Genomic DNA, 20,354 nt, shown 5'->3' on the forward strand with positions numbered 1-20,354 from the left:
GGAAGCCACCAACGACGGAGGAGAACGAGCGCGATGACGCGCCATGTGCTCAGTGTGTGCGCGGAGCAGCGCGACGGCGGCTACCGCACCATCGGCGAGGCGCTGGAGGCGGCGCGCAGCGGCGCGGTGATCAGTGTCCGCCCCGGCCGGTACGAGGAGAACCTGGTCATCACCAAGATGGTGACGATCACCGCCGAGGAGGCCCGGGGCAGCGTACGGATCTCGCCGCGGCGCGGGGCGGTGGTGCAGGTGGTGGCCGAGGCCGTCCAGCTGACCGGTCTCGTCCTCCAGGGCCGGGACGAGGAGCTGCCCACCGTCGACGTCCCGCGCGGGCAGGCCGCCCTGGAGGACTGCGAGGTGGCCGGCAACTCCTGGACGGCGGTGCTGACCCGGCAGCAGGGCTCGCTGGCGATGCGCGGCTGCCGGGTCGTCAACCCGGCCGGGGCGGGCATCGTCGAGACCTCCAGCGGGACGAGCATCATCGAGGACTGCGTCATCGAGCACCTCGGCAGCTCCGCCGTGGTGATCGGCGAGCGGGCCAACCCGGTGATCCGGGACTGCGTCATGCGCGACGCCCGGGGCAACGGCATCTGCGCCAACGGCGAGGGCCGCGGCTCGATCGAGAACTGCGAGATCTCCGCCACCGACAAGCCGGGCATCGCGCTGGAGGAGAACAGCACGACCCGGGTGCTGGGCACCACCGTCCGGGACACCTCGATCGGCGTCTACCTCAGCTCGGCCGCCCGCGTCGTGCTGGAGGACTGCACGGTCAGCGGCACCCGCGGCCACGGCATCGTGGTGGCCGCCGGCACGGACCCGCTGGTGCGGCGCTGCCGCACCGAGCGGACCAAGGGCCACGGCCTGCGGGTGACCGGCCGCTCCCGGGGCACTTTCGAGGACTGCGAGGTGGTCGGTGCGGAGCAGGCCGGCATCCTGGTGGACGAGTCCTCCAGCCCGTCCCTGACCCGGACGGTTGTCCGCGGCGGCGGGGCGGCGGGGGTCGAGCTGGTGGGCGAGAGCGCCGCCGAGTTCGACCGGCTGGAGATCCGGGACGCGGCGGGCGCCGGAGTGAGCGTGCGCGACGGCGCCAACCCGCTGCTGCGCCGCGTGGAGGTCTCCGACGTGCGCGGCCACGGCGTCGAGGTGCTGCGGGAGGGGCGCGGCCGGCTGGAGTCCTGCACGCTGTCCTCGACCGGCAGGTCCGGGCTGCGGATCGCCGACGGCGGCAACACCCAGGTCGGCGGGACCACCGTGCGCGGCAGCGGCGCGGCGGGCGTCGAGGTCGGCGGGGACGGCATCGCCTCGCTGCGCGACTGCGACGTGTCCGACAACGCCACCGACGGCGTCTGCGTCGAGGACGGCGGCGACCTGACGATGGCCAGGTCGCGGGTGCACGGCAACCGGCGGCACGGCGTGCTGCTGGCGGCGGGCGCCAGGGCCACGCTGAACGGCTGCGAGATGGCGGACAACACCGTGGACGGGCTGCGGGCGGAGTCCGAGGAGCCGGTCCGGATCACCGGCTGCACGGTGGCCGGCAACCGCGGTTCCGGGCTGCGCCAGACCAGGCCCAGCACCCGGTTCGCCGTGGAGAACCTGATCAGCCGGGACAACGCCCGGGCCGACGCGCACGGCACGGCGCCCGCCGAGAGCGGCCGCGGGCCGGAGTCCGCCGCGCCGGAGCCCGGGGAGCCCGGTGAGCGGCCGCCGGCCGCCGCGGACCCGGCCGACCCGCCACCGCTCGACCCCGACGGCCCGCAGTCCGCGCTGGAGGCGCTGGTCGGCCTGGAGGGCGTCAAGGCGCAGGTGGCGACCCTGGTCAACCTCAACAAGCTGGCCAAGCGCCGGGAGCAGGCCGGGATGCCGGTGCTGCCGATGGGCCGCCACCTGATCTTCGCGGGGCCGCCCGGTACCGGCAAGACCACGGTGGCCCGCCTCTACGGCGCCATCCTGGCCGAGCTGGGCGTGCTGCGCAGCGGCCACCTCACCGAGGTGGCCAGGGCCGACCTGGTCGCCTCGATCGTCGGCGGGACGGCGATCAAGACCACCGAGGTCTTCCAGTCCGCGCTGGGCGGGGTGCTGTTCCTCGACGAGGCGTACACGCTCTCGGCCGGGGCGGGCGGCACCGGCCCGGACTTCGGCCGGGAGGCGATCGACACCCTGGTCAAGCTGATGGAGGACCACCGCGACGACATCGTGGTGATCGTCGCCGGGTACTCCGAGGAGATGCGCGACTTCCTCGGGTCCAACCCCGGCCTCGCCTCGCGGTTCAGCCGCACCATCGACTTCCGCAACTACTCGGCGGAGGAGCTGGTCACCATCGTCGGGCGGGCCGCCGCCGGGCACGGCTACGAGCTGGCCGACGCCACGCAGGAGGCCCTCCTCGCGCACTTCGAGCGGATGCCCAAGGGCGCCGACTTCGGCAACGGCCGGGCCGCCCGCAAGGTGTTCGAGGAGATGGTGGACCGGCAGGCCTCCCGGCTGGCCGTCCTCGCCGAGGTCGCCGACGCGGACCTGGCCCTGCTCGTCCCCGAGGACATCGGCGAGGAGGCCGCGGCCGCCGTCCGGCGGGCCGGGGAGGGCGCCGAGGAGGCCCGCACCGACCTGCTGGACCAACTGCGCCGGATGGTCGGCCTGTCGGCCGCCAAGGAGCAGGTCGAGGACCTGGTCAACCTGATCAAGCAGGCCCGCCGCCGGGAGGAGGCGGGGCTGCCCACCGCCAAGATCAGCCACCACCTGGTCTTCGCCGGGCCGCCCGGTACCGGCAAGACCACGGTGGCCCGCCTCTACGGCGCGATCCTCGCCGAGCTGGGCGTGCTGACCGGCGGCCAGCTGGTCGAGACCGCCCGCGCCGACCTGGTCGGCCGCTACATCGGGCACACCGCCCAGCTCACCAAGGAGGCCTTCGAACGCGCCCGCGGCGGCGTCCTGTTCATCGACGAGGCGTACACCCTCACCCCGCGCGGCGGGGGCGGCAACGACTTCGGCCAGGAGGCCGTGGACACCCTGATGAAGCTGATGGAGGACCACCGCGACGAGGTCGTGGTGATCGTGGCCGGCTACCACGAGGAGATGCAGGGCTTCCTCGGCTCCAACCCCGGTCTGGCCTCCCGCTTCCCCCAGCAGGTCGCCTTCGAGCACTACACCCCCGACGAACTGGTCACCATCATCCGGCTCCAGGCGGAGGAGTCCGGCTACGTCTGCGCTCCGGAGACGCTGACCGCGCTCGGCGAGCTCTGCACCGTCGTCCCCCGGGACCGCACCTTCGGCAACGGCCGGTTCGCCCGCCAGACCCTGGAGGCGATGGTCACCCGGCAGGCCGGCCGGCTGGCCCGGCTGGACGTCGGCGACCTGTCCGAGCTCAGCCTGCTGCTGCCCCGGGACATCCCGCCGCTGCGCCAGGGGAGCCCGGTGTGAGGGGCCGTCGACCGGCCGCCGCGGCGCTGCTCTGCTGCGCCCTGCTGACACCGGCCCCGGCGGCGCTGGCCGCCGGACCGGCCGCCCCCGGCACCGCCGTCCCGGCCGTGCCCGGGACGCCCCTGGTCGGTGCCCCCGGCACGGCGGTGCCGGGGGCACCGGCGGCGGGCGGGGCCCCGGCGGGCGGGGCCGATCCGGCCGGCTCGCTGCCCGTGATCGGCCAGGGCATCACCAAGTCGAAGCAGGAGGGCTGCACCAAGCCCTCCGACAAGGGCACCGAGCGGACCCCATGGGCGCAGACCTTCCTCCGCCCGGAGGCGGCCTGGCAGTTGAGCCGGGGCGCCGGGGTGACGGTCGCGGTGGTCGGGTCGGGCGTGGACGCGGCCTCCGGCGTTCTGGAGGGCAGGCTCGCCCTGGGCCCGCGCGAGTTCGGACCGGGTGGCGCCGGGCGGGACTGCGTCGGCCACGGCACCTTCGTCGCCGGGCTGATCGCCGCCCGGCGGCAGGACGGCGTGGGCTTCGCGGGGATCGCCCCCGAGGCCAGGATCCTCGCGGTGGCCGTCACCGACGAGGCCGGGATCACCACCCCCGACCTGCTGGCCAAGGGCATCCGGCACGCCGTCGACGGCGGGGCCCGGGTGATCGCCGTCGCGGTGCCCGTCCCGGTGGGCGGCGAGGACCTGGCGGGCGCGGTGCAGTACGCACGTGAGCGGGGGGCGCTGGTCGTCGCCCCGGCCGGGACCGACCCGGGCGGCTCCGCCGGATCCGGCGGCCAGGCCTTCCCGGCGGCCTACCCGGACGTCCTGGCGGTCGCCGACCTGGCGCCGGACGGCAGCGTCGGCGGCGGGTCCGACGGCGCGGGCCCGGCCGGCCGGGTCGACCTGGTGGCCCCCGGGGACGCGGTGATGAGCGTCGGCCCGGGCGGCAAGGGCTACTTCACCGGCTCCGGGCCGAGCTTCGCCACGGCCATGGTGGCCGGCAGCGCCGCGCTGGTCCTCGGCTACCGGCCCGAGCTCACCCCCGCCCAACTGCTCGACCGGCTGAAGGCCACCGCCTACCACCCCGGCACCGCCCTGCCGGACCCCCGGATCGGGTACGGGATGGTCGACCCGCTGGGCGCCGTCGGCGCGGCGCTGCCGGGCGGCCCGGCCACCGCCGGTACCGCACCGCCCGCCCGGGCCGGTACGGCCGTGGCGGCGGTCCAGCCCCCGGCCCCGGAGCCGGCCGGCGGACAGGCGGCGGCGGTGGCGGGCGGCGCACTCGGGGCGGTGGTCCTGATCGGCGGCCTCGGGTTCGTCCTGTCGAACGGCAGACGCCGGGGCTGGCAGCCCGGCCGCTGGACCGGCTGACACCGAAACCGGCCCGGCCCCACCAGGGGCCGGGCCGGTTCCGCGTCCGGTCGCCGGACGCGTCAGGCCAGGCCCAGGCCCAGGGCTTGGGCGGTCGGCCGCGCGGCGACGGCGGCGGGGCCGGGCAGGTACGGGACCGCCGCCGTCGGAAGGCCCTGCGGGCCGGGCTGCCCGGCGGCCATGCCCTCGCCGACCGCGGCCGCGAGGTCCAGGTACGCCCGGCGGGTCTTCGGCCGCAGCTTCGCCGGGTCGAACTCCCCGCCCACGGCCAGGTGGTCGTCGAAGGGCACCACGACCACACTGCGGCAGCGGGTCTCGAAGTGGGCCACCAGGTCGGCCTCCCGGATCAGCCGGCCGGGCCCGCGGATGCTGGAGACCACCGTCACGCTGCCCCGGGCCAGGGCGTCGTACCCGTGGGTGCTCAGCCACTCCAGGGTGCTGCTCGCGCTGCTCGCGCCGTCGACGCTGGTGGTGGCGGTGACCACCAGCTGGTCGGAGAGGTCCAGCACGGCGCGCATCGAGCTGTGCAGCAGGCCGGTGCCGGTGTCGCTGAGGATGACCGGGAACTGGTTGCCCAGCACGCCGATCAGCCGGTGGTAGGCCTCGCCGTCGAGGCCGCCCTCGCCGGCCGGGTCCTGGGCGCCGGCGAGGACCTCCAGGCCGCTCGGGGCCTGCGAGGTGAAGCGCCGGATGTCCATGTAGCCGGTGATCGAGGGGGCCGCCGCCAGCAGGTCGCGGACGGTCGCGGTGGTCTCCGGGCGGACCCGCCGCCCCAGGGTGCCCGTGTTCGGGTCGGCGTCGACAGCGATGACCTTGTCGTTGCGCGCCTCGGCGAGGACGGAGCCGAGGGCCATGGTCGTCGAGGTCCGGCCCACCCCGCCCTTGAGGCTGATCACCGCGATCCGGAAGCTGTGGCGCAGCGGCGTGCGGATCGCGGCCGCCGTCCGCTGGCGCTCCCGCTCACCCTGGCCGAAGGAGAGGCCCAGCCCCCGGCGGCCGCGCTGCGGTGCCGTCTGCGGCGGCTGTCCCGGCTCCGGCGCGAGCGGGGCGGACCGGACGAGGGGCTGCTCCGGGTGCCGGAGCGCCGGGGCCGCGGCCGGGGCCGGGCTCGGGACGGTACCGGTCGGCGGAACGGTGGGCGGGACGACGGGCGGGACGGTCGGCGGAACGACAGGCGGAACGGCCGGCGGGCCCGTGACCGCGGCGGTGGGCGGGAGAACAGGCGGAAAGGCGGGCGGAACGGCCGCCTGCGGCAGCGTCGGCGCCTGGGCCAGCGGCATCAGCTGTGCCGGTGCCGGAGCCGGCTGCGGAGCCGGGGTCGGGACCGGGGCCGTCGGTGCGGCGGGTGCCACCGGTACCACCGGTACCACCGGGGGAGCGGCGGCGTACCCGCTCTCGCCCGGGCGCGCCTCCGGGGGCACCAGGACCGTGCCCATCGCGTCCAGCGGCTGCGACCAGTACGGCAGCTGCACCGGCTCGCCGACGGTCCCGGCCGCACCCGCTCCGGCACCCGCACCCGGACCGGCAGCCGCAGCCGCGGCCCCGGGGTCGCCGCCGCCCGCCGGGCCGACCGCCTCCCGGGGACCGGTCTCCTGCGGAGCCGCGGCCGGCCAGGTGGTGGGCGTGTAGTCGGGGGCGAGGTCCCGGTCCGGGCCCTTCGCCAGTCGCTGGACGTGTTCCACTGCGCTGCTTTCCTCGGCCGCCACGCGCCCGCCTCCTGTCGCCACGTCGGCCCCTTTCCCGCGTACCGGTGACGTGCCGCCTCCCCCAGGGCCGCCGTACGGGCCGTCCGATCAGGAGAACGGCGCCGGGCGGGAGAGCGGTTCAATTGGTTGCACGGTGAACCGTTGGCGGCGGCGGGCCCGTTGACCGGGGCAGGACGGCAACCGCCGGCGATTCACTGGAGGACGACATGCAAGAACCGGCGAGGACGACCGGCGGCCGCCCGAACACCTGCCATTCGCCTGCCGGAGCGGGCCTCCACTCGGTACCGTGCCTCCCGGACGGCACGTCCGCCGGGCGGCGTGCCGGCTCGACCGATCAGACCGGCAGATGAGCGGAAGTCCCGCGTGGAGCGGGGAGAGAGGCACCAATGTCACGGGACGGGTCGTCAGTGGATCCGCGTCGGCTCATCGCGTCCTTGCTGGCCTGGCAGCCGGAGCCGCTCCCCGGGCCGCCGGTGCTCGCCGTCCCCGAGGCCCCCGCGGCCGAGGTGATCGCGGCCGTGCGGCGGCTGGTGCTGCCCGACCTGCCGTTGGAGCGGCCGCATCCGGCCCCGCAGCCCGGGCTGCTGCGGGTGGCGACCGCGCTGGTGGTGGACGAGCACCCGTCCGCTCCCGCCTGGTCGGTGGCGGACCGTGAGCTGCTGGCCGCCTGGGTCGCCGTGCTGATCGAGCACCGCGGCGAGGACGGGGTCCAGGAGCTGGTCCGGGCGCTCAACCGGACCTGACCGGACGGACTTCCGCCGGGAGTTCCGCCGGGAGTTCCGCCGAGACGTCGGCCGGGACCTCCGCCCGGACGCCGGCCCGGACGCCGGCCGGAACATTGGCCGGGACGTTGGTGGTTGCTTGGCGCAATCTTGGCGCGGCCCGACAGCGTAGTGGTGCCGGGATCGGAGCCGTCCGCCCGGCCCCGTCGGGCCGCCCGTCCGGCCCACATCTCGACGCCGTCGGATTTCCGAGAGGTAGCGCGTGTCCATCCAGCCCTCCGCCCCGCCCGTGCCCGCAGCCCTGCCGCTCGCCGCGACCGCCCGGACGGCCGCGCGCCCCACCCTCGACCCGGGCACCCTCGCCGAGCTCTACCGCCTGCACGGCGGCTACCTGCTGCGCGCCCTCCAGCGGGTGACCAACGGTGACCGCGGCAAGGCCGAGGACATCCTCCAGGAGACCCTGCTCCGCGCCTGGCAGCACCCCGACGCGATCGCCGCCGGGCCCGAGCAGAGCCGCCCCTGGCTGTTCACGGTGGCCCGCCGGATCGCCATCGACCACTACCGGATGGCCGCCGCCCGGGCGCAGGAGGTGTCCGGCGACATGCTGGAGGACCGCCCGCTCGCCGCCGACCCGTACGAGGAGGTGGTCGCCCTGCGCGACATCGAGCAGGTGCTGGAGCAGCTGCAGCCGCACCACCGCGAGGTGCTGGTCGAGCTGCACCTGAAGGACCGGTCCGTGCTGGAGGCCGCCGAGCGGCTCGGGGTCCCGCCGGGCACCGTCAAGTCGCGCAACTTCTACGCGATCCGGGCGCTGCGCCCGGTCCTGGCGGCCCAGCCCGGGTACGCCCCGGTCGAGTCGTCCGGCCCGTCCGCGCCCGCTCCGGCCGTGCTGCCCGGCGCTGCCTGATGGGGCACCGGGACCGGTCCGCGGGCGTCCCCGAGGGGTGTCCGCCGGGGCGTCCCGTGCGCCAGTGCGCGCTCGATCGCCTCGGGCGTCCGGGGGATGGAACCGGCCTGGTGCCCGTGCAGCCGGTACAGCCCGACGGCCGCGCGCAGGTGTTCCAGCGCCTCCGCCTCGCGGCCCAGGGTCTGCAGGAAGGCGGCGTAGGCCTGCTCGGAGACGGCGTGCAGGTGCAGGAAGCCGGCCTGTTCGCAGGTGACCAGCAGCCGCGCCCAGGCCAGCTCGGAGGCCTCGGCCAGGCCGAGGGCCTGCAGCGCGTGCGCCTCGGTCAGCATCGACCAGGCGTGGATGGTGGCGGCCGGGCGGTCGGGCAGCAGGGCCCTGGCCTTCCGGGCCCGGCGCAGCGCGCCCTCGGGGTCGCCCGCCATCAGGGAGGCCGAGGCCGCGTAGCCGAGGGTGAAGGAGAGCTCGTGCGGATCGCCGGACTCCTCGGCCAGCTCCACCGCGGCGGCGGCCAGCGCGGCGCCCCCGGCCGGGTCCCCGAGCAGGCCGGTGCTGAGCGACTGGGTGGCCAGGGAGCGGGTGTGCGCGAAGCCGTCGGCCGGGGTGGTGTCGTCCACCGCCCGCTGGATCGCCACGGCCGCCTCGGTGCGGCGTTCGAGGCCCAGCAGCGCGTTCGCCGTGGCCTCGCGCAGCAGCGCGATGGCGAGCCGGTCGCCGCACTGCAGCGCGGCGCGCTCGCCCGCGCGCAGGCAGCTCAGCCAGTCGGTCAGCCGACTGGACCCGTAGTACAGCGCGCTCGACGACATGGCCAGCCGCCAGGCCCGCTCGGGGTCGGCCGCGGTGGCGGTGGCGACCAGCGCGCGGATCGTCGACTGCTCGGCCCGGAACCAGCCGAGTGCGCTGCGGGTGTCGGTGGCCGGGGGCAGCACGGCCGGCGGGTGGACGCGCTCCCCGTAGCTGTCCTGGCCCGGTTGCAGGTGGTCGCCGCAGTGCTGGACGGCCGTCACGTAGTAGTCCAGCAGCCGTTCGAGGACGAGCCGGCGGGTCTCGTCGGGCTGCTCGGCGAGGAGCTCGACGCTGAACAGCCGGATCAGGTCGTGCCGGCTGTACCGCCCCGGTGCGCTCTCGCCGAGCAGGTGGTGGGCGGCCAGTTCGCCCAGGGCGGCCCGGGCGGCGGCCGGGCCGGCGTTCAGCAGTGCGGCGGCGGCGGGGGTGTCGACGTCCCGGCCGGGGTGCGCGGCCAGCAGGGTGAGCAGGGTGGCGGCCCGGGCGGAGAGGTGGCGGTAGGTCAGCATCAGGGCGCTGCGGATGCTGACCGCCCCGTCGGCCTCCAGGGCGAGCAGCCGGGTGCGTTCGTCGGCCAGCTCGGCGACCAGGTCGGCGATCGTCCAGTCCGGTCGGGCGGCCAGCCGGGAGGTCGCGATCCGCAGGGCCAGCGGCAGGTGGTCGCAGAGTTCGATGAGCTGCTCGGCGGCGGACGCCTCGGCCCGGACCCGTTCGGGGGCCAGGCTCCGTTCGAGCAGCCGCAGCGCGTCGCCGTCGGGCAGCGCTCCCATCCGCAGCATGGCGGCGCCCTCGGTCACCACCAGGTCCTCCAGGGTGCTGCGGCTGGTCACCACGGTGGCGCAGTCGGGCCCGGCGGGCAGCAGGTCGGCGATGTGGCCGGCGTTGCGCGCGTTGTCCAGCAGGACCAGGAGCCGCAGGTCGGCGGTCCGGGCGCGGTAGAGGGCGGCGCGGCCCGCCGGGTCCTCGGGGACGGTCGACTCGGGCACGCCCAGGGCGAGCAGGAACTGGCCGAGGACCTCGGCCGGGTCCACCGGGCCGGCCGGGTCGAAGCCGCGCAGGTCGACGAAGAGCTGGCCGTCGGGGAAGCCCGCGGCCGCCTGGTGGGCCCAGCGGACGACGGTGGCGCTCTTCCCGGTGCCGGCCGGGCCGACCACCACGGCCAGTCCGTCGCCGGTGCGCTCGGGGCCGCACTCCTGGTCGAGCCAGCGTGACTCCGGGGCGCGCCCGACGAAGCCCGCGGGCTGGCGGGGGAGCTGACGGGGCGCCGACGGTTCGTCCGGGTCGGGCTCGTGCCGGGGTGCCGGCTCGGCCGCCGACCCGCTCCGCACCGGCCCGCCGCTCCCGGCCGCCGCTCCGGCGCCGGACAGCGCCTCCGCCAGGGACGGCCCTTCCGCCCGGGACAGCCCCTCCGCACCGGACAGCGCTTCGGGTCCGGCCGCAGCTTCGGGAGCTTCGGGCCGGGCGGCCGCTCCGGGCCCGGCCGGTCCCGGGTCGGCGGGTTCCTCGGTCAGCACCTGGGACAGTGCCGCCTGCAGCTCCGCGCCGGGCACCATGCCCAGTTCGCGGTCGAGCAGCTCGCGGGCGTGGTGGTAGACGGCCAGCGCGTCGGCCGGCCGGCCGGCCTGGTGCAGGCAGCGGATCAGCAGCGCCACCACCTCCTCCCGCAGCCCGTCCGCCCGGACCCGCTGTTCCAGCGCCGGGACGGCGGCGGCCCCGGAGCCCTGGCGCAGCCGCAGCCGGGCCCAGTCGATCAGGGCCCTGGTCCGGTTCTCCTCCAGCCGGCCGGCGAGCGCCCGGCGCAGCTCGGTGTCGGGCAGGTCGGCCAGCGCGGCGCCCGTCCACAGGCCCAGCGCCTGTTCCAGCCGCCCGATCGCCTCGGCGTCCCCGGCCCGGCCGGGGTGGTCGGCGTGCTCCGCGGCCAGCGCGGCCAGCGTCTCGAAGCGCAGCCCGTCCACCTGTTCCGGCGGGCCGGTGAGCAGATAGCCGGGTGCCCGGGTGCACAGGTCGAACGGGGTGTCGGCGAGTACCTTGCGCAGCGCGGCGATGTGCCCCTGCAGCGCCGCCCTGGCCCGGGCCGGCGGCTCCTCGCCCCAGAGCAGCTCGAAGAAGCGCTCCACGGCGACGACCCGCCCCAGCCGCAGGGCGAGCAGGGCCAGCACCGCACGCCGCTGGGGCCCGGGCAGCGCGACGAACCCGTCGGTCGCGGTCCGAAGCTCCACCGGGCCGAGGAGTTGGATGCCCACGCGGTCGCCCAAAGTCGCCCCCACGGCGGTCGAGCCTGATATCGGGCTGCAGTGTATCCGCGCCGTTTGTCCGGCTTGGAAACCCGACCGCCCACATGCTGCCCGAAGGGGTGCCGTAGCGTTGCCCCTTCGGGCAGTCCGCGCTCCGCGGTTCGGCGTTTTCCGGCCGGATCGGTCAATATGCCGTTGGCTGACATATGGGCGAAGGAGGCCGGATGCGGATCGATCTGCTCGGTGCTGTGACCGTCCGCTACGACTGCAGCACAGCGGCCACGCCCTCGGCGCCCAAGCGCCGCGCGCTGCTCGCCGCCCTCGCCGTCGAGCTCGACCGGGTGGTGCCGACCGACCGGCTGATCGAGCTCGTCTGGGACGGCAGCCCGCCGGCGACGGCCCGCGCCGCGCTGCAGGGCCACGTCACCGCGCTGCGCCGACTGCTCGACGACGGCCTGGTGCTGGCCACCCGGGGCGCCGGCTACGTGCTGACCGGCGACCCGGAGCAGGTGGACGCGCTGCGCTTCGAAGACCTCTGCGACCGGGCCGGCGTCCTGCTCCCCGGCTGTCCGGATGCCGCGGCGGCGGCGTCGGCGGACCGCCCGACCGGACACGACGACCCGGCGCTCCCGCTGCTGCGCGCGGCGCTGGACCTCTGGCGCGGCCCGGCCCTGGCCGACTGCGGCTCCGCCCTGCTGCGCGAGCGGGCCGCCCCCCGGCTGACCGATCTGCGGCTGCGCGCCCTGGACCGGCTCGCCGAGGGGCTCTGCCGACTGGACCGCGGCGCCGAACTGGTCGCCGAGCTCGTCGAGGCGGTGCCAGCCCACCCCACCCACCAGCGGCTGGCCGTCCGGCTGATCGAGTGCCTCGACCAGGCCGGGCGCCGGGACGAGGCGCGGGCCTGGTACGACCGGGTGACGGCGCAGCTGCCCACCGCGCCCGGGCCCGCCCTGCGGCTGGCCGGCGAGCGGCTCGCGGGCCGCCCGGCGGCCGGACCGGCCGCCCGCGCCGCCACCGCCGCACTCGGGCCGGCCACCGCCGCACTCGGCCCGGCCACCGCGGCGGCCCGGCGGCCGCACCCGGTGCCTTCGCAACTGCCGCGCGCCAACCGGCGGTTCGTCGGCCGGGCGGCCGAACTCGGCCGGCTGGACGGGGCGGTCGCCGCCGGCCGGGAGGCCCGCCCGATCCTGGTCACCGGCCCGGCCGGGGTCGGCAAGACCAGCCTGGTCCAGCACTGGGCCCACCGGGTGGCCGCCCGCTTCCCCGACGGCCGGCTCCACGCCGACCTGCGCGGCTTCGACGCGACCGGCCCGCGCGAGCCGGCCGAGGTGCTGGCCGGGTTACTGACCGCCCTCGGGGTCGCCGCGAACGCCCTGCCCGCCTCGCTCGACGGCCGTTCGCGGCGCTTCCGCGAGCTGGTGGCGGGCCGCCGGCTGCTGATCGTGCTGGACAACGCGCGCTGCTACGAGCAGCTCGCCCCGCTGCTGCCCGACCCGCCGCCGGAGGCCGCCGCCGCGGACGGCTCCGCCGGCTGGGCCGGGCCCGTCACCGTCATCACCAGCCGCAGCCGACTGCGCGACCTGCTGGTTTACGAGGGCGCCACCGCGCTCCCGCTGGACACGCTGTCCCCCGCCGAGGCCCGGGACCTGCTGGCCAGGGTGGTGGACCCGGCCCGGGTCGCCGCCGAACCGCAGGCCGCCGCCGAACTCGCCGAGCAGTGCGACCGCCTTCCGCTGGCGCTGCGCCTGGCGGCAGCCCGGCTGGCCGCCCGCCCGGACTGGGCGCTGAACGACCTGGTGGCGGAGCTCTCGGCCGAGCGGGCCGGACTCACCGCGCCCGCCCGGGCCGACCTCGGGTCACCCGGCGTAGGGGTGGCCCTCGACCTCACCTGCCGCACCCTGACACCGGCGGCGACGCGGCTCTTCGTCCTGCTCGGACTGCACCCCGGCGCGGTGATCGACCCCGTCGCCGCCGCGGTCCTCGCCGACGTGTCACCGGCCGCCGCCCGCGGCCTGCTGGCCCAACTCGACACCGTCCACCTGGTGGAGGAGAGCGCCCCCGGCCTCTTCGCCCGGCGCGAGCTGGTCCGCCTGCACGGCGCCCGGCTGGCCGCCGAACTCCCCGCCGACCAGCGGCTGGCGGCCCTGGACCGGCTGATCGGGCACTACCTGACCGCCACCGGCGCCTGCGTCGGCCCGCACCCCGGCGGTGCGCCGCCGCCCGCCACCAACCCGCCGACCGCCACCGCCCCACCGCCCGCCGCCACCCCGCCGACCGGGCACGGCCTGCCGCTGCCGGCCGACCCGGCCCAGGCCACCGACTGGTTCGACCGTGAGGAGCCCGCGGTGCGCGGCACGGTGCTGCGCGCCGAGCAGCACGGCCGGTTCGCCGAGGCCTGGCAGCTCGCCCACCGGGCCGGGGCCCTCTACGCGAGGACCGGACACCGCCGCGCCGAGTGGTGGACCACCGCCGAGTCCGGCCTGCGGGCCGCGCGCGCCTGCGCCGACCCGGCCGCCGTGGCCCGGCTGACCACCGACCTCGCCGTGATCCTCGTCGACCGGCGGGACTTCCGCGCCGCCGCCGACCTCCTGGACCGGGCCCTCGCCTCGGCCGACGAGGTCGGCGACCCGGTGCTGCGCCACCACTGCCGGGCCCGGACGGCCGACGTCCTGGTCAGAGCCGGTCGGCCCGACCGCGCCGTGCCGCTGATGACGGACATCGTGGCCCGCGCCCGCGCCCTGGCCGACGACCGCCTGCTCGCCCGGGCGCTCAACGACCTGGCCGGCGCCCAACTGGTCGGCGGCACGCTCGAACCGGCGCTCTCCCACGCCGACGAGGCCGTCCGCATCCTCGCCGCCCACCCGGACGCGGCCGAGACCGTCCGGGCCACCCACACCCGTGCCGAGGCGCTCCACGCCCTCGGCCGCTACGGCGACGCCCTCACCACGGCCCGGCTGGCCATCGCCCTGGGCCGCACCCAGGCCGACCCGGCGATCGAGGCCCGGTCGCACGCCCTGATCGCCACCGTCCTGCACGCCCTCGGCCGCACCGCCGAGGCCGTGGCGGAGGAGCGCCGGGCCGCCGCGGCCGCGCAGCGCCGGGCCCCGACCGGCAGCCCCTGTCCGTAAGCCCCTTTTCTGTGGCACCCTGCCCGCAGCACCCTGCCTCGAGGGCCCTGCCTGCAGCACCCTGCGCGTAGGGCCCTGCCCGTAAGGTCCTGCCCCGATGGGCGGAACGAGCACACCCGCACAGGGCACGACAGGCAGAACCACAGGCGGAAGTACCGGGCGGATCCGGAGCCCGGGGTGCGGTTGCGCACCGCGTTCCGTCCCCGCGGCGCCGGATCGGACGGACCACCGGGCCCCCCGTGAAGGCGGTGCCGGCGGCGGGCCCGGTCATCTGTCCGTTGCTTTGACGCGGTCTTGACCAGGCATACTGTCTGACCTCGACGTGTCCGGTGAAGAGACCGACACCGTGGGTGACAGGGGTGGCGATGGGCGCGACAGGCATACCGGCAGGCACACCGACAGGCGATTCCGGCACGGCCGACGACTTCTGCCTCCTGCTGGCCCGCCTGCGGGTGCTGGCCGGTCTGACCCAGGCCGAGCTGGCCCAGGCGGCCGGGGTCAGCCTGCGCGCGTTGGGCGACATGGAGCGCGGCCGCACCCGCGGACCGCAGCGGCGCACCGTGCAGGCACTGGCCGCCGCACTGCGCCTCGACCAGGCCCAGGCCGCCGCGCTCGACCAGGCCGCCCAGAGCGGACGCCCCCGGCGCACCCCGGCCCGGGCCGGGGCCGCCGCGCAGGCCGACGCCGCCGCGGCCGACCCCGGTGCCGACAGCGCGGCCGGCCACCCGGCGAACGCGGACCGGCCCGGGGAGGCCGTGTACTCCGCACTCGCGCTGCCCCGGGACATCGCCGACTTCACCGCCCGCGAGGACGCCCTGGACCGGCTGCACCGGCTCGCCCGGGACGCGGACCCGGCGCACCCCCGCATCGTGCTCGCCTACGGGCAGCCCGGCCTGGGCAAGACCGCCTTCGCCCTGCACGCCGCCCACACCCTGGCCCCGCTGTTCCCCGACGGCCAGCTCTCCCTCGACCTGCGCGGGATGGCCCCGACGCCGCTCGCCCCGCGCGAGGCCCTCGCCCAGATCCTGCGCGCCCTGGGCGTCGCCGACCGCTCGGTGCCCGCCGACACCGAGGAGCGCGCCAGTCTGTTCCGCACCCTGGTGCGGGAGCAGCGCCTGGTCCTGATCCTCGACAACGCCGCCGACGAGGCGCAGGTCCGCCCGCTGCTGCCCGGCTCGGGTCCGGCCCTGACCATCATCACCAGCCGCCACGTCCTGCCCGGCCTCGAATCGGTGCACCGCCTCCCGCTGGACGTGCTCGCCCCCGCCGAGTCGGCGGCCCTGCTGGCCCGCATCGCCGGCCCCGACCGGATCGCCGCCGAGCCCGACGCCGCCGGGGAGCTCGCCCGCCTGTGCGGCCACCTGCCGCTCGCCCTGCGGATCGCCGGACAGCGCCTGGTGGCCCGCCCGCGCCAGCCGGTCAGCCACCTGGTCCGGCAGCTCGCCGCCGAGGAGTACCGCCTCGACGTGCTGGAGGCCGGCGACCTGCGGGTGCGCACCGCCTTCGCGCTCTCCTACCGCAAGCTGCCGGCCGCCGCCGGGCTGGTGCTGCGCCGCTGCTCGCTGACCGCGGGGGAGGACTTCACCGCCGCCACCGTCGCCGCCTACGCCGACCTGCCGGTCCAGCAGGCCGACCGGTACCTGGAGGAGCTCACCGACGCCGGGCTGCTGCAGCCCGCCGCCACCCCGCAGCGCTACCGCCTGCACGACCTGGTCCGCCTCTACGCGGGCGAGCAGCTCACCGCCGACGACGGTCCGCAGGCCGTGGACGCCGCCCGCGAGCGGGCCGGTGACTGGCTGCTGCGCCGGGCCGCCGCCGCCGGGCTGCGCTTCGACGTGGACCGCGCCGAGGGCGAGCCCTCGGGCGACCCGGACCCGGCCGGCGCCCCCGCCACCCTCGCCGACGCCCGGCGCTGGCTGGAGGAGGAGCACCCGGAGTGGCTCGCCGCCCTGCACCACGCGAACGCCACCGGCCGGCACCGGCAGGTGGTGGAGACCGCCGAGGCCATGCACTGGTTCTCCGACAGCCTCCTGCACTGGGACGTGTGGGACCAGGTCTTCCGCCTCTCGGTGGACTCCGCCCGGGCCGTCGGCGACCGGCTCGCCGAGGCCGTCCACCTCAACTACCTGGCCTGGTCGCACATCACCTGCCTGCACCGCTACCAGGCGGGTCTGGCCGTCGCCCAGGAGGCCCTGGAGCTGGCCCGCCGGATCGGGGACGTCCAGCAGGAGGCCTGGGCCCTCACCTACTGCGCCACCGCCCTGCGCCGGCTGATCCGCTCCGACGAGGCCATCGAGGCCTACCGGCAGGCCGCCGAGGTGTTCGCCACGCTGGAGGGCCGGTCCGCCGAGGTGGGCCGGGTGGTGGCGCTGCGCTGCGTCGGCGGCTGCCTGCGCGAGTCCGGGCGGCCGCAGCGCGCCCTGGAGGCCCACCGGTCGGCGCTGGCCGAGGTCCAGGAGTGGCTGGACGACTCACCCTCGCACATGTTCCACCTGATGGCCGGGTTCGGCTTCCACGAGGTCGGCCTCGACCAGGCCGCGCTGCAGGACTGGGCCGGGGCCGAGGCCGCGTACCGGCGGGCCCTGGTCCACTTCGAGGCGGCCGGGCAGCCCGACAGCATGACCCAGACCCTCACCGAGCTGGGCACCGCCCTGATCGAGCTGGACCGCGCCGACGAGGCCCGCGAGCTGCTGACCACGGCGTTGACCGACCTGACCGCGGAGGGCGTCCGGGGCGGCCACCGGCGGGCCGGCTGACGGCGCGCCGCCCGCCCGCCCGCCGCCGGGCGGGCTCGGCGGGCCGGCTCGGCGGGGCGGGCTCAGCGCGCGCGGTGGGCGGCGATCAGCTCCGCGTAGCGCCGGCCGCTGGTCTTCACCGTCCGCCGCTGGGTGGCGTAGTCGACGTGGACCAGCCCGAAGCGCTTGTCGTAGCCGTAGGCCCACTCGAAGTTGTCCAGCAGCGACCAGGCGAAGTAGCCCGCCAGCGGGGCCCCCTTGGCGACGGCCCGGGCACAGGCGGCCAGGTGCTGTTCGAGGTAGGCGGTGCGCTCCGGGTCGTGGACGCTGCCGTCCGGTCCGACGGTGTCGCGGTAGGCGGAGCCGTTCTCGGTGACGTAGATCCGCCGCACGCCGTACTCGTCGGTGAGCCGCAGCAGCAGCTCCTCCAGGCCGGGGGCGTGCACCTCCCAGGGCATGGCGGTGTGCTCCGGACCGGGGCCCGGCAGCTGGCGGAACCGCGGCCCGGGGCCCGCGCCCGGGTCGTCGGCGACGATCTGGCGGAAGTAGTAGTTCAGCCCGAGCCAGTCCAGCGGGGCCGAGATCAGCTCCGCATCGCCGTCGCGGACCGGTAGTTCGACGCCGTAGGCGTCGAGCATGTCGGCGGGGTAGCCGCGGCCGAGGACCGGGTCGAGCCACCAGCGGTTGACGTGGCCGTCGGCGCGCACGGCGGCGGCCCGGTCCGCCTCGGAGCCGGTGGCGGGCTCCACGGTGCTCAGGTTGTTGACGATGCCGATCTGCGCGCCCCGGACGGTCTCGCGCAGCACCTGGACGGCCAGGCCGTGGGCGAGGTGCAGGTGGTAGGAGGCGCGGACGGCCGCGGTCAGGTCGGTCACGCCGGGGGCCATCGCGCCGTCCAGGTGGCCGATCCAGGCCGAGCAGAGCGGCTCGTTGAGGGTGGCCCAGTGGGTGACCCGGTCGCCCAGGCGGGCGGCGACCGCGGCCGTGTACTCGGCGAAGCGCTCGGCGGTGGCGCGGACGGGCCAGCCGCCGCGGTCCTGCTGGGCCTGCGGGAGGTCCCAGTGGTAGAGCGTGGGGAAGGGCGTGATGCCGGCGGCGAGCAGGGCGTCCACCAGGCGGTCGTAGAAGTCGAGTCCGGCCGGGTTGACGCGGTCGTCGGCCAGCGGCACCACCCGGGGCCAGGCGATGGAGAACCGGTAGGCGCCCAGGCCGAGCCCGCGCATCAGGCCGAGGTCCTCGGGCCAGCGCCGGTAGTGGTCGCAGGCGGTGTCGCCGGTGTCGCCGCCGGCCACCCGGCCAGGGGTGTGCGCGAAGGTGTCCCAGATCGAGGGGGCGCGGCCGTCGGCGTCCGCCGACCCCTCGATCTGGTAGGCGGCGGTGGCCGCGCCCCAGAGGAAGTCGTCGGGGAGGGCGCTGAGGTCGTTCACGGGGTGCCTTTCCGTACGGGGGGCGGTCGAAGGGGCGGCGGGGTGAGCGGCGGCGGGCGCAGTGGGGTGGGCGACGGCGCGCACGGTGGCGGGCGCGGTCATTTGACGGCCCCCGCGGTCAGACCCGCGACCAGGTAGCGCTGCAGCAGGAGGAACCCGGCGACCACCGGCACGCTCACCACGAGCGAGGCGGCCATCACCTGGTTCCAGTACACGTCGTTGAGGGTGGCGTAGCCCTGCAGGCCGACCGCCAGGGTGCGGGTCCGGTCGGTGGTCAGCACGGAGGCGAAGAGCACCTCGCCCCAGGCGGTCATGAAGGCGTACACGGCGACCGCGACGATCCCCGGCACCGCCGCGGGGATGATGATCCGCACCAGCGCCCGTACCGGTCCGCAGCCGTCGACCAGCGCGGCCTCGTCGAGGTCGCGCGGGATGGAGTCGAAGTACCCGACCAGCATCCAGACCGAGAACGGGAGCGAGAAGGTGAGGTAGGTGAGGATCAGGCCGCCGCGGCTCCCGTACAGGGCCACGCCGGTCGCGTTGCCGACGTTGACGAAGATGAGGAACAGCGGCAGCAGGAAGAGGATGCCGGGGAACATCTGGGTGGAGAGCACCGTGACGGTGAACAGCCGCCGCCCGCGGAACCGGTAGCGGCTGACCGCGTACGCGGCGAGGATCGCGACCAGCACCGAGAGGACGGTCGAGGCGCCGGCCACGATCAGCGAGTTGACGAGGTAGCGGCCGAGCGGCACGGTCCGCCAGATGTCCAGGTAGGGGCGGACGGTGACGGTGCTGGGGATCCAGCGGAACGGGCCCTGGACGTCCCGCAGCGGCTTGAGCGAGCTGCTGAGCATCACCAGCACCGGCACGAGGGCGAACACGGTGAGCGCGGCCAGCACGATCCGCCGGACCCATCGGAAGGACGCGGTCGCGCCGATCATCGCGGACTCCTTCGGCGTGAGGTGAGCAGCAGGTAGCCGGCCGTGACCAGCAGCAGGAACAGCAGCAGGAGCACCGACATCGCGGAGCCGGCGCCGAAGTTCCAGGTGATGAAGGAGGACTGGTAGATGTGGATGGACACCAGGTCCGCCGCCTCAGGTGCGGACCGGCCGAACAGCACGTAGGGCGTGTTGAAGTCGTTGAACGTCCAGAGGAACAGCACCAGCAGCAGGACGAGGTTGACCGGGCGCAGCGAGGGCAGCGTGATCCGGCGGATCTGCTGCCAGATCCCGGCGCCGTCCAGGGCGGCGGCCTCGTACAGCTCGCGCGGGATGTTCTGCAGCCCCGCGGTCAGGGTGAGGAAGGCGAACGGCCAGCTGCGCCAGACCGAGACGGTGACCAGGGCGGTGAAGCTGTTGTCGCCGAGCAGCCAGAAGGGCTTGTCGTCCACGAGGTGGAGCTGGTCGTGCAGCACGTGGTTGACCAGGCCGGTGTCCCGCTGGAACATGAACGACCAGGTGATGACGGCCGCGTAGACCGGCAGCGCGTACGGCAGCAGGAAGGCGGCGCGCAGCAGCCCGCGGCCCCGGAAGGCGTCCTGCATCATGATCGCGGCGACGGTGCCGGCCAGCCAGGCGAGGCCGACGGCCAGCACGGTGAAGGCGCAGGTGACCCAGAAGGAGTGCAGCAGGGCCTTACCGACCGGGGCGTCGAAGTCCACCGCCATGCGGTAGTTGGCGAGTCCGGCCCAGGGGGCGGCGGACCAGTCCCGGATGAAGAACTGGGTGAGCTGTTTGAAGCTCATCACGATGCCGACCACCATCGGGGTGAGGTGGACGAGCAGTTCCAGGACCAGGGCGGGGAGCAGCAGCAGGTAGGGCAGGGCGGTGCGGCGGGTGCGGGTACGGGTGCGGGTGCGGGTGTGCCGCGGGCGGGCCGGCGGGAGGGCGCGCGGCCGGGGCCGCGGCCGGGCCGGGGCGGTGGCGGGGGCGGGTGGCGTCGGGGTCACG

General features: G+C 76.4%; 11 protein-coding genes. 6 read left to right on the top strand and 5 right to left on the bottom strand.

The genetic code is table 11. The features are described from left to right. The first annotated feature begins 33 nt into the window (after nucleotides 1-33). Nucleotides 34-3,414: a right-handed parallel beta-helix repeat-containing protein gene (locus ACFVVX_RS07840; RefSeq protein WP_387942597.1), complete on the top strand. Its 3,381-nt coding sequence runs from the start codon at nucleotides 34-36 to the stop codon at nucleotides 3,412-3,414. After that, nucleotides 3,411-4,763, top strand: coding sequence for a S8 family serine peptidase (locus ACFVVX_RS07845; RefSeq protein ID WP_387942599.1), 1,353 nt, complete (start codon nucleotides 3,411-3,413; stop codon nucleotides 4,761-4,763). The genes ACFVVX_RS07840 and ACFVVX_RS07845 overlap by 4 nt, the downstream gene beginning before the upstream one ends. A gap of 62 nt (nucleotides 4,764-4,825) precedes the next feature. Here ACFVVX_RS07845 and ACFVVX_RS07850 read toward each other — a convergent pair whose 3' ends face one another. Continuing rightward, a complete protein-coding gene (locus ACFVVX_RS07850; RefSeq protein WP_387942601.1) occupies nucleotides 4,826-6,469 on the bottom strand; it encodes an AAA family ATPase in 1,644 nt (547 codons plus the stop codon). A 434-nt stretch (nucleotides 6,470-6,903) separates the two neighbouring features. Here ACFVVX_RS07850 and ACFVVX_RS07855 point away from each other — a divergent pair, with 434 nt between their 5' ends. Next, nucleotides 6,904-7,212 (top strand): hypothetical protein, encoded by a 309-nt coding sequence (locus ACFVVX_RS07855; protein ID WP_387942603.1) that lies wholly within the window; start codon nucleotides 6,904-6,906, stop codon nucleotides 7,210-7,212. Between the two features lie 241 nt (nucleotides 7,213-7,453). After that, a complete protein-coding gene (locus ACFVVX_RS07860; RefSeq protein WP_387942605.1) occupies nucleotides 7,454-8,098 on the top strand; it encodes a sigma-70 family RNA polymerase sigma factor in 645 nt (214 codons plus the stop codon). Here ACFVVX_RS07860 and ACFVVX_RS07865 read toward each other — a convergent pair. Further along, complete coding sequence (locus ACFVVX_RS07865) at nucleotides 7,987-11,136, bottom strand: BTAD domain-containing putative transcriptional regulator (RefSeq protein ID WP_387942607.1); 3,150 nt, start codon at nucleotides 11,134-11,136, stop codon at nucleotides 7,987-7,989. The two genes, ACFVVX_RS07860 and ACFVVX_RS07865, sit on opposite strands and share 112 nt — an antisense overlap. A 203-nt stretch (nucleotides 11,137-11,339) precedes the next feature. Between ACFVVX_RS07865 and ACFVVX_RS07870 the strand changes: the two genes are divergently transcribed. Both ACFVVX_RS07870 and ACFVVX_RS07875 read left to right on the top strand, forming a co-directional pair. Next, a complete protein-coding gene (locus ACFVVX_RS07870; RefSeq protein WP_387942609.1) occupies nucleotides 11,340-14,243 on the top strand; it encodes a BTAD domain-containing putative transcriptional regulator in 2,904 nt (967 codons plus the stop codon). 365 nt (nucleotides 14,244-14,608) lie between these two features. After that, entirely contained in the window at nucleotides 14,609-16,999 is a 2,391-nt protein-coding gene (locus ACFVVX_RS07875; RefSeq protein WP_387942611.1) for an ATP-binding protein, read from the top strand. Between the two features lie 62 nt (nucleotides 17,000-17,061). Here ACFVVX_RS07875 and ACFVVX_RS07880 read toward each other — a convergent pair whose 3' ends face one another. The 3 genes from ACFVVX_RS07880 to ACFVVX_RS07890 form a co-directional block, all read right to left on the bottom strand. Further along, nucleotides 17,062-18,405, bottom strand: coding sequence for a GH1 family beta-glucosidase (locus ACFVVX_RS07880; RefSeq protein WP_387942613.1), 1,344 nt, complete (start codon nucleotides 18,403-18,405; stop codon nucleotides 17,062-17,064). A gap of 98 nt (nucleotides 18,406-18,503) precedes the next feature. After that, the gene (locus tag ACFVVX_RS07885) at nucleotides 18,504-19,346 is read right to left on the bottom strand and encodes a carbohydrate ABC transporter permease (protein ID WP_387942615.1); all 843 of its coding nucleotides are present in this window, start codon (nucleotides 19,344-19,346) and stop codon (nucleotides 18,504-18,506) included. Then, complete coding sequence (locus ACFVVX_RS07890; protein ID WP_387942617.1) at nucleotides 19,343-20,353, bottom strand: carbohydrate ABC transporter permease; 1,011 nt, start codon at nucleotides 20,351-20,353, stop codon at nucleotides 19,343-19,345. The genes ACFVVX_RS07885 and ACFVVX_RS07890 overlap by 4 nt, the downstream gene beginning before the upstream one ends. Nucleotide 20,354 lies beyond the last annotated feature (1 nt).

It is taken from the genome of Kitasatospora sp. NPDC058170, assembly GCF_042883905.1.
Classification (GTDB): domain Bacteria; phylum Actinomycetota; class Actinomycetes; order Streptomycetales; family Streptomycetaceae; genus Kitasatospora.